We start from the raw sequence: 14,513 nt of genomic DNA on the forward strand, positions 1-14,513 counted from the left end.
TCAAGCAGAACGTGGTAGTGGGTGGTGCCAGAGATATTCCGGGTGCCTCCCGCACCCGCGCCACAGTGATCGATGGCGTTCTTCATCGCCTCGATCACCTTCGGGTTCTGGCCCATGCCGAGATAGTCGTTGGAGCACCAGACCGTGACKTCCTKCGGGCCGTYCKCCGTGTGTCGYGTGGCGCGYGGAAAGCTGCCGCGGTGACGCTCAAGATCGGCAAAAACGCGATAGCGRCCTTCGCTGTGAAGSCCRTCCAGCTCGCTTYTGAAAAACGCYTCGAAATCCATGTCATGCTCCAGTGTCGTGCGAGCGCTTGTTGCCAACCGACGCACGCACGTCAACCCTTTGCCATCGCTTTACCATCAACTGCGGCAAAAGGCCCATAGCCTTGAATTATTTTAATTCGAAAAAGCTCGTTTTGGCCAGACGCAGCGAAGAATCGCGAGGCAGACACGCCGCCTCGCGATCCGACCGTTTGTGTCAGCCCGCCTCGGCGACGGCGCGTTTGGCCATCACTTTGATCAGGTTGGCGCGGTATTCCGCACTCGCATGCAAATCCGACATCAGTCCGGCAGGATTGACATCGATGCCAGCGATCGAACCGGCGGACCAGTTCGCGTTGAGGGCGGTTTCCATGGAGGTTTCGCGGAAGACGCCGTTGGCTCCCGCCCCGGTGACAGCAACCCTTACGCCACCAGCGCCCTTGGTAACGAAGACCCCCGTCATCGCATAACGCGATGCCGGATTTGGAAACTTCGAATATCCCGCTTTCTCGGGCGTCTCGAAACTGATGGCGGTGACCAGTTCACCATCTTCCAAGGCCGTCTCGAACAAGCCGGTAAAGAAATCGTCAGCAACAATCTCGCGCTTGTTGGTGACGATGCTGGCATTCAGCGCCAACATGGCCGAGGGATAGTCCGCCGCAGGATCGTTGTTGGCAATCGAACCGCCGATCGTGCCCATATGACGGACATGCGGATCGCCGATCATGCCGGCAAGGTCGCAGATGGCGGGACAAACCGCACGCAGAGCCGCTGATGCAGCAACTTCGGCGTGCGATGTGGCCGCCCCGATGGTCACCTTGCGACCATCGACCTTGATGCCCTGCATCGCCGGAATATGCCTGAGATCGACGAGGTCGCTCGGCGCGGCGAGACGCTGCTTCATCGTCGGTATGAGCGTCATGCCGCCGGAGACATATTTGCCTTCGGATGTTCCCGAAATCATCCTGACGGCTTCATCGACCGAGGACGCGCGGTGATAGTTGGTCTGATACATCGTCGTTCCTCCTCAATGAACCGCGCGCGCTGCCATCCACACTTTCTGTGGTGTGGCGGGCATCGTCAGCATGTTGTTGCCGATGGCATCGGTGATGGCATTGATGAGTGCCGGAGGAGACCCGATCGCGCCAGCCTCGCCGCACCCCTTGATGCCGAGCGGATTGCTCGGGGACGGCGTTACCTGATGCGACACCTTGAACGACGGCAAGTCGTCGGCGCGCGGCATGGCGTAGTCCATGAAACTTGCCGTCAACAACTGACCGTTCTCGTCATAGTGCACGCCCTCGAGCAGGGCCTGACCGATCCCCTGCGCAATACCGCCATGCACCTGGCCCTCGACAATCATCGGATTGATGATGTTGCCGAAATCGTCCGCAGCGACGAACTGGATGATCTCGGTCTTGCCGGTCTCCGGATCGACTTCCACTTCACAGATGTAGCAGCCGGCGGGGAAGGTGAAGTTGGACGGGTCGTAGAAGGCAGTTTCCTTCAGCCCCGGCTCCATGCCGCCCGGCAGGTTGTGTGCGGTGTAGGCGGCCAGCGCCACCTGGAACCAGGGAAGGCTCTTGTCTGTACCGGCAACCTTCACCTCACCGTTCTCGATGACGATATCGCCTTCGTCGGCTTCCATCAGATGGGCGGCGATCTTCTTGGCCTTGGCTTCGACCTTGTCGAGCGCCTTGACCACAGCAGACATGCCGACAGCGCCTGAACGCGAGCCGTAGGTGCCCATGCCCATCTGCACCTTGTCGGTGTCGCCATGCACGATCGACACGCTCTCCAGCGGAACGCCGAGACGATCCGACACAAGCTGCGCGAATGTCGTCTCGTGCCCCTGCCCGTGGCTGTGCGACCCGGTGAGCACTTCTATCGTGCCTACCGCATTGACGCGAACCTCTGCCGACTCCCACAAGCCGACGCCCGCACCAAGCGATCCGACCGCCTGCGAGGGCGCTATGCCGCACGCCTCGATGTAGCAGCTCATGCCGAGACCGCGCTTCAGGCCGCGGTTGGCAGCCTCGGCCTTGCGCGCCGGGAAGCCGTTCCAGTCGGCCGCCTGCATCGCCGCATTGAGCGATGCTTCGTAGTCGCCCGCGTCATAGTTCATGATCACAGGCGTCTGATGCGGGAAGGCCCGGATGAAGTTCTTCCGCCGCAACTCGGCGGGCGAAATACCAAGCTCGCGGGCCGCCGTTTCCATCGTCCGTTCAAGCAGGAAGGTCGCCTCGGGACGGCCGGCACCACGATAGGCGTCAACCGGCGCGGTGTTGGTGTAGACCGTCCGCACGTTGGCATGGATGGCCGGAATATCGTATTGGCCTGACAGCAGCGTCGCGTAGAGATAGGTCGGAACCGCCGACGAAAACAGCGACATATAGGCGCCGAGATTGCAGATGGTGTCGACCTTCAGCCCGATGATGCGATGGTCGCTGTCGAAAGCCATTTTGACCTTGGAGACGTGGTCGCGGCCATGCGCATCCGTGAGGAAGGCCTCCGTTCGATCGGAGTTCCATTTCACCGGTACGCCTGTTTTCTTGGAAGCCCAGAGACAGACGATCTCCTCAGGATAGATGTAGATCTTCGAGCCGAAGCCGCCGCCGACATCTGGGGCGATCACCCGAAGCTTGTTCTCGGGGGCGACATTGTAGAACGCGCTCATCACGAGGCGCGCGACATGCGGGTTCTGGCTGGTCGTGTAGCAGGTATAGTGATCCTCGGCAGCGTCATAGATACCGAGCGCAGCGCGCGGCTCCATCGCATTGGGAGACAGGCGGTTGTTGTGGATCTCGATTTCCGTGACGTGCGCCGCTTCGGAAATGGCCTTGTCGGTTGCCGCACCATCGCCGAGCTGCCAGTCGAAGATCAGGTTGTTCTGAGCTTCCGGATGAAGTTGCGGCGCTCCTGGTTTCAGCGCCTCGACTGCCTCGACGACCACAGGCAATTCCTCGTAGTCGATGACGACGGCTTCCGCGGCATCGCGCGCTTCGGCGAGCGAGTCTGCGACAACGATGGCAACGGCATCGCCGACATAACGAACGGTCTCCACCGCCAGCGGGCGCCAGGCGCCCATCTTCATCGGCGAACCATCCTTCGAATGGATCATCCAGCCGCAGATGAGGTTGCCGATCCCGTCAGCGAGCAACTGCTTGCCATCAAGCACGTCGATAACGCCCGGCATTGCCTTTGCCGAGGCGGCATCAATCCTCGTGATCTTGGCATGCGCATGCGGACTGCGGATGAAATAGGCGAATTTCATGCCCGGCACGACCATGTCGTCCGTGTAACGGCCCTTGCCGGTCAGGAACCGCTTGTCTTCTTTTCGTGCGACGCGCGCACCAATTCCTTCAACACCCATAATGTCCTCCCAATGGGGTTTCGGGCCTGGCATTCCGCCAAAGAGAATCGTGTTCGGCAGTCAGCCAGACAATCCTGAGAGCTACTCGGCCGCCTGCTTGGCAGCGCCATGCATCTGCTCGTTGGCGGACAGAACGGCTTTGACGATGTTGTGGTAGCCGGTGCAGCGACAGATATTGCCGTCGAGCTCGTGGCGAACCGTTTTCTCGTCCAGATCGCCTCCATGGCGCGAAATCATGTCGACGGCCGTCATCACCATGCCTGGCGTGCAGAATCCACATTGCAGGCCGTGGTGTTCCTTGAAGGCAGCCTGAACGGGATGCAGCTCACCGTTGCTGGCAAGCCCCTCGATGGTGGTGATCGTCGAACCCGACGCCTGGACGGCAAGGATCGAGCAGCTCTTCACTGACTTGCCATCCATGTGAACGACACAGGCACCGCATTGGTTGGTATCGCAGCCGACATGCGTTCCCGTCAGGCCGAGTTTTTCGCGAATAAAATGGACAAGAAGCGTACGCTCTTCACAGTCACCGCTGACTGCCCGGTCGTTCACCGTCAGTTTCACTTTCGCCATGATTTCCTCCTCGCGCCTCCTCCAGGCGCGGACGGTATCATTTGACGTTTTCGCTTTGGGATCAACCACTACTTTAGGGAGGCTAATTAAAATTCAGCGCGTTCGGTTGTGGCGCATTTGCGCGCAATTGCACCACCAATTGTGCGAAAGCGGAAGCCGAAGGCAGGGTCGCTGCTTTTGCGCCACAGTTTGACGGCTAGCATGACAAAAAAGAATCAGGGACGGCCACAGCTCTTATTGAGGGCGACCAACCTAGGAGAATATTTTGATAAAGAAGATTGTCGCATTCGCCTTGATCGGCCTGTCGATCGCAAGCTGTACACCGACTGAGCGCGGGGCAGGCATCGGCGCAGCCTCCGGCGCGATCATCGGCGGCGCGGTGACGGGAAATGTACGCGGGGCAGCCGTTGGCGCGGCGGTCGGCGGCGTTTCGGGCGCTCTTATCGGCCGCGTCGCGGAGCAGCCGGGACAGTGCTACTATCGCGACGAGTATGGCCGCCGGTATATCGACGATTGCCGCGGCGACTATTGAGCCGGTCCGAAATCATCTCGAATCCCGGGTTCGGCGCCCGGGATTTCTTTTTTTTCCACCATTTCAGCGGCTAAGCGATTTAAAACGGTACACGTCGAGGAGTTTTGCCGCTAAGGTTGCCGCCGGCCGGGGGGCGCGAAGCTTAATTCTAGTGTAACCAAAAGCGGTGGATGCAGATTAGAGGGACGGCACCGAAACCGGGTATAGCGTATCGGCGCGTAGGCACCATGTTGGTGGTCGCGGCTGCATTTGCGTTTTCGCCGGCTCTCGTCTCAGAGGCTTTCGCCTTCAAGCTTTTCGGCATCACGTTGTGGGGCAAGGACGACGAATCGGCCAGCGACCAGGTGCCCGATCCGGTGCGCTACGATGTGACACTGACGACCGACGCGAGCGATCCCGATCTCAAGGAAGCATTGGAAAACAGTTCCCGTCTGGTCGGCGACAAGGATCGGCCCGTCTCGGGCGATCTGGGCGTCGTCGTCAAGGCCAGAGACGACCGCGAACGCCTGCTTGCCGCCCTCTTTGAAAAGGCCCGCTACGGCGGCATCGTAACGATCAGGGTTGATGGTCGAAACATCGATGACCTGCCGCCCAATCCCACCTTCAATCGCTCGCGCCCAGTACCGGTGACAATCAGCGTTGCCGCAGGTCCCGTCTTCAAGGTCCGTGAGGTGCAGTTCGGCGGCGATGCTGCACGACGCAATCCAGCCGACTACGATCTTGCTCCGGGTGAGACAGCCGGTTCGCTGACGATCATCAAGGCTGGCGACAAAATCGTCGAGCAGCTGAAAAGCGAAGGCCGGCCGCTGGCGAAGTTGACGACCCGCAAGGTCATAGCCGACCACAGGACGAGCACGGCTGACATTGTCCTCGCCGCCGAGGGTGGCCCGGTCGCCCCAATTGGCGATGTCGGCGTCACGGGCGAAAAGGCCGTTCGACCGGGCTTCATCCAGCGCTATTCGCGGCTGAACAAGGGTGAACAATATTCGCCGGAGGCGCTGCGAAAGGCAGGCGAACGACTGCGCGCATTGGGCGTCTTCTCGAGCGTCACCATCCACGAGGCTGACGAACTGGCGCCAGACGGCACTTTGCCGATGACGATCGAGGTGTCGGAGGGCAAGCGGCGCTATCTCGGCATCGGCGCCCAGTATTCGACAACGGACGGCTTCGGCATCAACGGCTATTGGGGTCATCGCAATCTCTTCGGCGAGGCGGAGGCGCTGCGCATCGAAGGGTCTGTGGGCCGCTTGGGCGAAACGACCAACATCGGCGATCTCGACTATTCAGCCGGTATTACCTTCACCAAACCCGGCGCGTTTGTACCGGCCGCGACCTTGCGGGCCAGCGTCCTTGCCAAAACCGAAAACCCCGACGCCTATACTGCAAAACTCGTCACCGCCTCCCTCGGTCTTTCCTACGAGCTGTCGGACCTGGATACGATAACCGGCGCCGGCGAGGTGAGCTGGGAACGCGATGACGATGCCTTTGGCAACAACAGCTACCTGACCTTCTCGCTGCCTTTCCAGTATGACCGCGATGCGCGCGACAACAAGTTCGATCCGACCGAGGGCTATCGGGGGATGCTCAAGGCAACGCCAAGCTACGAGACCTACAACGGGACCTTCTTCTCGAGCTTCGAGGGCTTGATCACCGGATATCATGCGCTGGGAGCGGAGGACCGCATCGTTCTTGCCGGCAAGCTTGCCGCAGGTTTCCTTGTCGGGGCAGACGATCTCCAGAACATTCCTGCTACACGCCGATTCTTTGCTGGCGGTGGCGGCTCGGTTCGCGGCTTCAGTTACCAGGAGATCTCGCCCCGCAACGCCGACAATGAAGAGACCGGTGGCGCATCCTATGTCACTGCGTCGTTCGAGACCCGGATAAAGGTTACCGATACGATCGGGATAGTGCCCTTCATCGATGTCGGGACGGTTTCAGCAGACATTGCGCCCGATTTTTCCGACATTCGGGCCGGTGCAGGCATCGGCGTTCGCTATGCGACGCCATTTGGTCCACTGCGGCTTGATTTTGCAGTACCGCTCAACAAGTACGAGGGTGGCACGGATTTCGGCATCTACGCTGGCATCGGTCAGTCATTCTAAACCCGCTCGCGGCTCGTGGCGCCTCGCGCGCCTTGAGCCGCCATAGAAACGGAGTAATGTCCGCGGCCATGCAGACACTGGCGAAAATCTTGAACTGGATCGTGCGACTGCTGGCCTATTCGGCTGGTGTCGTGCTGGTCCTTCTTGCCATCGCCATCGGTGTTTTCGGCTTCACGTCCTTTGGCGCGCGCATCGTCACCGACAGGGTCGCCTCGAGCCTTTCGAATCGGGATATGACCATCAAGGTTCAGGATCCCGGCGGGCTGCTGACTGGCGGGCTGCGCGCCAGCCAAATCGTGCTCTCCGACACCAGGGGCGTCTTCGCTCGGGTCGACAGGCTGGCGATTAACTGGAATCCCTTGGCGCTCCTAACCGGCCGGTTCCATGCCACAAGCGTCGAAGCCGCGGCAATCCACATCCTCAGACAACCGGTGCGCACACTTCCGTCCCGTCCGGCTGCAGAGGGTCAAAGCGACAGCGGCTTCTCGTTGCCGATCAAGCTCGACATAGACAAGATCGCCCTGCCGGAGATCAACCTCGCCCAACCGCTGATCGGGCGGGCCTTCACACTTGCCGCGGACGGCAGCCTGCGTGCCGACAATGAAGGCGGCAATGCCTCGATCAATGTCCGCCGTCACGATGTTCCGGATGCCAAGCTGATCGCCGATGTCGCCTTCATGCCGGATCGCAACCAGTTGCGGGTGAAGGCAAAACTGACGGAACCAAAGGGCGGGTTGCTCGCAGGTGTCCTGGCGCTGCCCGGCAACCCGGCGGTGGAAATCAGCCTGACCGGAGATGGACCGATCTCGGATTGGCGAGGCCAGCTGCAGGCAGCACTCGACGGACAGCAACGCGCCTCGATCGAAGCGCACCACACGCTGACGCCGGAAAGCCTTCACCACCTCGACCTCAAGGGTGGTGGCGACCTCAGCTCGCTGCTGCCAGCGGCCTTCCGTCCGCTCTTTGCCGGGCAGACGAACATCGACGTCGCCGCGAACTTCGACAACAGGGGAAAGATCGACATCCAGACCGGCAATCTGGCAACCGGCGCGATGGTCATCGCCGCATCGGGCACGCTGGATCCACGAGGCAAGAACAGCCTGAACGCCAATCTCTTGGGAACATCGGGACCCGTCGATTTCCGCTGGCCGCTGACCGAAGGCGAAGCGCGGTTTCTAATTTCCGGCATCAATCTTTCCCTGACCGGCGACGCCAAGGCCTCCCGCCTCAACGCCAGTGCCTCCCTCGATTCCGCCATGTTGCCCCAGGCGACGATTGGCAACGTGAAGCTGACGGCAAAGAGCGACAATTTCAATCTCGCCGGTCGCACCGGAAGCGTTCAGATTACGCTCGCCGCCGGTGATACGTCCTTCGTCAATCCCGACATCAACCGGGCAATTCAAGGCCCCGTTACCATCACCCTGCCATTGCAGATCTCGCCGGATGCGCTCGGCTTCAACGGCGCCACGATCGAAAGCGCTTCGGCAACAGCAGCCCTCAACGGTTCCTACAAATTGAGCGCCAGCGCGTTGACCGGCAATGCCAAGCTGACCATCCAGCCAGCCGCGCTGCCGCCTGCGGTCGCGACGCGTTTCAACGCACCAATCGTGATCGAGGGCCAGGTCGCGGGAACCGTTCCTTCGAAATTCAACGTCTCGAACCTCTCCATCAAGTCGAGCTCCCTCGAGGCGACCGGCGCGGTCGTGCTCGACGAAGATAGGCTCGATGCCAACCTCTCGGGTCGTATTCCGGATATGCAGCCGCTGCTGGCAGGCGCAGCGGGCGAATTGAACTACCAGCTAAGCGCAAAAGGCAATGTTTCGGCTCTCGCAATAGCGGCCAATATCAAAGGGCCATCACTGGTAATGGCCGGCCGGCAGGTCAAAGACCTCGACATCAACGTTTCCGGAACGGCGGACCCGAAGGCGCCGCAAGCAGACATCACCGCCAAGGGCACGATCGACAACCAGCCGATCAACGTCAGCACCGCTGTTCAGGCCGTGGACGGAAACATCCGGCTGCCGTCGATCGCCGCCGACGTCGGCAACAATCGCCTGACCGGCCACGTCGAACTGTCGCCGGCGTTTGCGCCGACCGGACAGGCGACGTTCGACTTCCCGGATATCAGCCTTCTCGCGGCACTTGCCGGACAGAAGGCAGAAGGCGACCTGAAGGGATCGGTCGATATCGCCAACGACAACGGCAGGATCGCCCTCAAGGTCGTAGCATCTGGCAGCGGCCTGAAACGTGACACCTTTGCCATCGTCAGGCCAGACATCAACGTCGCGGTCACCGACCTCAAAGCATTTGCCGCGACTGGCACGATCAAAGCGGAGGAACTTGCTTCCGGTCCTAACAAGGCTGAAAGCCTGGAGCTGAGTTTCACGCAGCAACAGAACCGGACGAACTTCGATCTCGGCGCCAGCTATGATGCCAATCCGTTGGTCGCATCGGGGAATGTCGAGGTGAACGCCGGCACGACGCTGCTTCGCCTCGACCGTTTCTCGGCGAAACCGCGCAACATTCCGGTGGAGCTTGCGTCGCCGTCGGAAGTGTCGATCAGTGGCGGCACCGTGACGCTTGATGCGATGGAACTGAAGACCGGCGATGGCTCGGTCCACCTGAGCGGTACCGTCGGCGAGACTCTTGATATCAAGGCGGACATCCGGAATTTGCCCGCAAGCCTTGCCAACAGTTTCGTGCCGAAGCTCGATGCCGCAGGCACAATTTCGGGGAAGGTCGTCGTGACCGGCACACCGGCAGCGCCGATTGCCAACTTTGACCTGAATTGGAAGGATGCCGCCACCAGCCAGACAAAGGGCGCCGGCCTGTCGCCGCTGGCGATCGGTGCAAACGGGACCTTTGCCGACAACACACTCAATTTTCAAACGAACCTCAGCGGCAAGGGCGGCGTATCGCTGAAGGCCGCTGGCAATGTCGTGACCGGTGGCCCGAACGCGCAGTCGCTGAAGGTGGATGCTGATATCGTCAACATCCCGGCCGGATTGGCGAATGCATTTGTTCCGGATCTTGCCGCCGAAGGTTCGATCTCGGGCAACGTCACGGCGGCCGGGAAGCTGCCCGACCCGGCGCTCGATTTCAAACTGAACTGGAAGAATGCCGCGACGAGCCAGACCAGAAGCGCCAAGCTCTCGTCGCTTGGGCTGACGGCGAGCGGCAACCTCAAGGACAATATTCTCAGCTTCAACACCTACGCACGCGGTAGCGGCAACATGTCGCTAAAGGCGACCGGCACCTACACCGTGGCAGGCGCCGACGCTCAGACGCTGAAGCTCGATGGGCAGCTCGCCAACATTCCGGCTGCCCTGGCCAACGGCTTCGTGCCGAATCTTGCCGCGGAAGGCATGATATCAGGCACGATATCGGCCTCCGGCAAGTTGCCGAAACCGACAGCAACCTTCGACCTTTCCTGGAAGGACGCGGCCACCAGCCACACCAGGGCAGCCCGCCTCTTTGGCATCAACTTGACGGCGACGGGCAATTTCGCGGATGAAAAATTGACCGTCCAGAGCGACCTTAGGGCGGACGGCGGGGTGGCGTTGAACGCCTCCGGCAACGTCTCCCTGGCGGGAACGAAAATCCAGGACCTGACGGCCAACGCCACGATACGCAATCTTCCCGCAAGCCTGGCAAACGCGTTCGTCCCGAACCTCGGCGCCAGTGGTACGATATCAGGCACCGCGTCCGCTTCCGGGACGCTGCAACAGCCGACGGCAAACTTCGACGTCAGCTGGAAGGACCTCGCAACCACTCAGACGAGGGAAGCACGCCTTTCCGCCCTCGCACTTGGCGCCAAGGGAACCTTCGCCAACAACACGCTCGATTTCGAGACGAATCTCGACGGCGATGGCGGCTCCGCCCTCACGGCGAAAGGAAAGGTTACTGTCGAAGGTACGGCCGTGAAGAGCCTGCAGGCGGATGCCACGCTTCGCAACCTTCCTGCCGCGCTGGCAAACAACTTCATGCCTGATCTCGGTGCCGAAGGAACAATCTCGGGAACGGCAACCGCGTCCGGATCGCTACCGATGCCGGCCGTCGATTTCAAGCTCGATTGGAACAACGCCGGGACTCGTCAGACCAGGGCTGCCGGCCTTTCTGGCCTTCGGCTGAACGCGACCGGCAACCTCGCCGACAACAGGCTCTCCTTTGATGCAACGCTGAACAGCACTCGCACCACCCTGCTGAAGGCAAGGGGTACGGCAATCCTCCAAGGCGCCGGAGTCGCGGGCCTCTCGGTCGATGCCGATATCGTGGATCTGCCCGCGAGCCTCGCTAATGGCTTCGTCCCGAACCTGGGGGCGGAAGGAACCATCTCGGGCACGGCAAGGACGTCGGGAACAGCGACCAACCCAATCATCGATTTCAGGCTGGACTGGAGGAATGTCGCAACCACGCAGACGAGGGCATCCGGTATCCGGCCGCTTTCGGCGAATGCAAGCGGAAGGCTTGCGGACGGCAGGGTCGACTTCACGACGAACCTAAGCGGCAGCGGCGTGTCGATGAGAGCTGGCGGCAACTTTGTCATCACTGGACCGAATGCCCCGTCGCTGACGGCCAATGCCGACATCTCCAATCTTCCCGCCGGGCTTGCCAACGCTTTCGTTCCGGGGCTTGCCGCCGAAGGCAATGTTTCGGGCACCGTCAGGGCATCGGGCCGACTGCCCGTGCCCGCTGTGGAATTCAACCTTGACTGGAGGGGCGCCGCCACCAGCCAGACCAGAAGCGCCGGGCTTTCGCCGCTCAGCATAACTGCGAACGGAAGACTGCAAGACAACCGGCTGACGATCGACACCAATGTGACGGGCGAGAGCGGGCTGTCCCTGCGGGGCGGTGGCAACGTTGGCATTACAAGCAATCGCGCGCTGGACCTGCGCTTTTCCGGCAACCTGCCGTTCGCCGTGCTCGGTGCGCAGCTTGCCGCCCAGGGGTTCGTTGCCGATGGCAGGGCCAATTTTGATCTGCAGATTGGCGGCACCGCGGCCGCGCCGTTGATCAACGGCACGGTTGCGACCAGTGGCGCAAGGATCGTCGATGTCCGTCGCAACCTTGCGATCAACAATCTGGCGGCAGACATCCGGTTCACCGGAAACCAAGCCGTGATCTCGCGCCTGACTGGCCAGCTTGCCAGCGGTGGCAGCATCTCAGCATCCGGCAGCATCGGAATCCAACCTGCCTCCAACTTCCCTGCGAACATCGACGTCAGGCTCGACAGAGCGGTCTACGTCGATGGAACGCTCGTGGTGGCGACCGTCGACGGCACGATCGGTTTGCGCGGTCCGCTGCTCGCAAATCCCACCCTGAACGGCAGGCTGCATCTGGAAAGAGCCTCGATCACCGTCCCCGAGAGGCTGCCGACCTCGCTGCGCGAAATCGACGTCAAGCACGTCAACGCCCCCAAGGGGGTTCTTGCCCAGTTGCGCGACGAGTCGCAGCAGGGTGCCCGCGCGAAATCCAACTCCTTCAATCTCGATCTTCAGCTGGACGCTCCCTCGCAGATCTTCGTGCGTGGTCGCGGTATCGATGCCGAACTGGGCGGTAGCGTCACGATCAGGGGAACGGCGGCGGAGCCCGTCGTTTCCGGCGGCTTCACCATGCGGCGCGGTCGCCTGACGATTCTCAACCGACGCCTCGATTTCACCAATAGAAGCCGTATCACCTTTGCCGGTGACCTCACCCCCGCCCTTGAGCTGGAGGCAAGCTCCACTTCCGGTTCCACGACGCTGACGGTCGATGTCAGCGGGCTCGCAACCGATCCCTCGATCACCTTCTCGTCGTCTCCGGCCCTCCCGCAAGACGAAGTTCTGGCGCAACTGATCTTCGGTCAATCAATGTCGAGGCTGTCGCCGGTTCAGATCGCTCAGCTTGCCGATGCCGTCGCCCAGTTGGCCGGCGGGCGCTCCGGATCGCTGTTCCAGGGCCTGCGCAATCAGCTTGGCGTCGACGATTTCGACATCAGCACCGATGCCAAAGGCCGCACCACCGTCAGCGTTGGCCGCTACCTGAATGACCGGACTTATTTCGAATTGCAGCAGACCACCGGCAAGGGCGGCGCGAAGGCAATCATCAATTTCGATGTCGGCCGTGGCGTGAAGTTGCGCGCCGGCGCGGGTGGCGACGGCGAAGGGGAAGCCGGCGTCGTTTACGAACACGAATACTAGAAACCGGTCTTGCTGGTTTTCAGCAGGATGTTGGTTTCCGTCGTATTGATGCCATTGATGAGCCGGATGCGGCGAAGCGTTTCGTCGAAGGAGACGAGGTCGCGGTCCTCAAGTTCGGCAATGAAGTCCCATTTCCCGTTGGTGCTGTGCAGGGCACGCACCTGCGGCAATCCACGGAGCTGATCGGCGACCTTGTCCGCAAGCTTGCCGAGTACTTCGATCATGACGATCGCGCGCACTCCGGCCGCGCGGGTTTCATGGCCGGTGCGAACGGTGAACGCCGTGATTGTGCCGTTGGCAACCAGCCGGTCGATGCGCGCCGCGACCGTCGCACGCGATGCACCGGTCATTGCCGCCAGCGAAGAAACCGGCGTGCGCGCATTGTGTCGCAAGGCGCTGAGAAGTTCTTGGTCGAGATCGTCCATGGCTGCCACTTTGTCAAAATGCACTTATCAAACTGGTCAATCATAGCGCATTATCGGCACTTTTTCATCTATTTGTCGCCGCGCCGATATCTCAATATGCTTTCGGAAAACACGAGCTAAAGAGGGACGCATGCAGCCACAAGCAAGATCGGTCACGCTCATTGGAGCACCACTGGAAGAGGGTTCGGGGCGCAGGGGCGCCGCGATGGGTCCAGCTGCCCTTCGCATCGCGGGCGTCGACCAGACACTGATCGATCTTGGCCATGATGTGGTCGATGCCGGGGATGTTCATGTCGTTCCGGCGCGCGATCTGCCGAACCATCCGAAGGCCCACAACCTGCGTGTCGTCGGCGCATTTACCCGTGCGCTCGAAGCCGGTGTCTATGACGCGGCCGCGGCCGGACGCTTTCCGCTGATCCTTGGCGGCGACCACAGCCTGTCGATGGGCACGGTATCAGGCATGGCGCGCTACGCCGCCCAGCAGGGCCGGCCGCTCTTCGTCCTCTGGCTCGACGCCCATTCCGATTTCAACACCCCGGCGACCTCGCCCTCCGGCAATATCCATGGCATGCCGGTCGCCTATTTCTGCGGCCAGGCCGAACTTGCCGAGATCCTGCCGAAGGACCGCCCCTTCGTTGATCCGCGAAATGTCTTTCAGGTCGGCATCCGGTCGGTCGATGCGTCTGAACGGGAGCTCATCAAGGAGCATGGCGTCAACGTCTTCGACATGCGTTGGCTCGACGAACAGGGCGTTGCCGCGGCGATCCGCCAGATCCTTGGCGTCGTGTCCGATGCCAACGGCCTGCTGCATGTAAGCCTCGATGTCGACTTCCTCGATCCGGAAATCGCGCCCGGCGTCGGCACGACGGTGCCCGGTGGCGCGACGTTCCGTGAAGCGCATCTCATCATGGAGATGCTCTGCGACAGCTGCCTCGTCTCCTCGCTCGACCTCGTGGAGCTGAACCCCTTCCTGGACGACCGTGGCAAGAGCGCCCGGATCCTAGTGGAACTGACGGCAAGCCTCTTCGGCCGCCGCATTTTCGACCGTCCGACCCGCGCCGCCTGA

General features: G+C 61.3%; 9 protein-coding genes. 4 read left to right on the forward strand and 5 right to left on the reverse strand.

Annotation, left to right across the window (positions count from 1 at the left end; translation table 11 throughout):
- The 4 genes from AC1DPR_RS23320 to AC1DPR_RS23335 all read right to left on the reverse strand — a co-directional run.
- A partial coding sequence (locus AC1DPR_RS23320; protein WP_477817238.1) for an aminotransferase class I/II-fold pyridoxal phosphate-dependent enzyme occupies positions 1-287 on the reverse strand: 287 nt, incomplete at its 3' end.
- 193 nt (positions 288-480) lie between these two features.
- Complete coding sequence (locus tag AC1DPR_RS23325) at positions 481-1,278, reverse strand: FAD binding domain-containing protein (protein ID WP_477817239.1); 798 nt, start codon at positions 1,276-1,278, stop codon at positions 481-483.
- Between the two features lie 12 nt (positions 1,279-1,290).
- Positions 1,291-3,636 carry a xanthine dehydrogenase family protein molybdopterin-binding subunit gene (locus tag AC1DPR_RS23330; protein ID WP_062374233.1) on the reverse strand — a complete coding sequence of 782 codons (2,346 nt, stop codon included), beginning with the start codon at positions 3,634-3,636 and terminating at the stop codon, positions 1,291-1,293.
- An 81-nt stretch (positions 3,637-3,717) separates the two neighbouring features.
- Positions 3,718-4,209, reverse strand: a complete 492-nt coding sequence (locus AC1DPR_RS23335) for a (2Fe-2S)-binding protein (protein ID WP_018855713.1) — start codon at positions 4,207-4,209, stop codon at positions 3,718-3,720.
- A gap of 268 nt (positions 4,210-4,477) precedes the next feature.
- Here AC1DPR_RS23335 and AC1DPR_RS23340 point away from each other — a divergent pair, with 268 nt between their 5' ends.
- From AC1DPR_RS23340 to AC1DPR_RS23350, 3 genes are all read left to right on the forward strand, one after another.
- Complete coding sequence (locus tag AC1DPR_RS23340; RefSeq protein WP_025662706.1) at positions 4,478-4,741, forward strand: glycine zipper domain-containing protein; 264 nt, start codon at positions 4,478-4,480, stop codon at positions 4,739-4,741.
- Between the two features lie 170 nt (positions 4,742-4,911).
- Positions 4,912-6,843 carry an autotransporter assembly complex protein TamA gene (locus tag AC1DPR_RS23345; RefSeq protein WP_192303260.1) on the forward strand — a complete coding sequence of 644 codons (1,932 nt, stop codon included), beginning with the start codon at positions 4,912-4,914 and terminating at the stop codon, positions 6,841-6,843.
- A 68-nt stretch (positions 6,844-6,911) separates the two neighbouring features.
- Positions 6,912-13,022, forward strand: a complete 6,111-nt coding sequence (locus AC1DPR_RS23350) for a translocation/assembly module TamB domain-containing protein (RefSeq protein ID WP_477817246.1) — start codon at positions 6,912-6,914, stop codon at positions 13,020-13,022.
- Here the strand turns inward: AC1DPR_RS23350 and AC1DPR_RS23355 are convergent.
- The gene (locus AC1DPR_RS23355; protein ID WP_018855717.1) at positions 13,019-13,447 is read right to left on the reverse strand and encodes an Lrp/AsnC family transcriptional regulator; all 429 of its coding nucleotides are present in this window, start codon (positions 13,445-13,447) and stop codon (positions 13,019-13,021) included. The two genes, AC1DPR_RS23350 and AC1DPR_RS23355, sit on opposite strands and share 4 nt — an antisense overlap.
- Positions 13,448-13,577: 130 nt before the next feature.
- Here AC1DPR_RS23355 and rocF point away from each other — a divergent pair, with 130 nt between their 5' ends.
- On the forward strand, positions 13,578-14,513 hold the full coding sequence (gene rocF / locus AC1DPR_RS23360; protein ID WP_026371586.1) for an arginase: 936 nt from the start codon (positions 13,578-13,580) through the stop codon (positions 14,511-14,513).

The organism is Rhizobium sp. 01T417 (assembly GCF_056398905.1).

Excerpts from the sequence above, each read along its gene's own strand:
- AC1DPR_RS23325 (WP_477817239.1), bottom strand. The coding sequence starts at position 1,278 with ATGTATCAGACCAACTATCACCGCGCGTCCTCGGTCGATGAAGCCGTC.
- AC1DPR_RS23330 (WP_062374233.1), bottom strand. The coding sequence starts at position 3,636 with ATGGGTGTTGAAGGAATTGGTGCGCGCGTCGCACGAAAAGAAGACAAG.
- AC1DPR_RS23335 (WP_018855713.1), bottom strand. The coding sequence starts at position 4,209 with ATGGCGAAAGTGAAACTGACGGTGAACGACCGGGCAGTCAGCGGTGAC.
- AC1DPR_RS23345 (WP_192303260.1), top strand. The coding sequence starts at position 4,912 with ATGCAGATTAGAGGGACGGCACCGAAACCGGGTATAGCGTATCGGCGC.
- AC1DPR_RS23350 (WP_477817246.1), top strand. The coding sequence starts at position 6,912 with ATGCAGACACTGGCGAAAATCTTGAACTGGATCGTGCGACTGCTGGCC.
- AC1DPR_RS23355 (WP_018855717.1), bottom strand. The coding sequence starts at position 13,447 with ATGGACGATCTCGACCAAGAACTTCTCAGCGCCTTGCGACACAATGCG.
- rocF (WP_026371586.1), top strand. The coding sequence starts at position 13,578 with ATGCAGCCACAAGCAAGATCGGTCACGCTCATTGGAGCACCACTGGAA.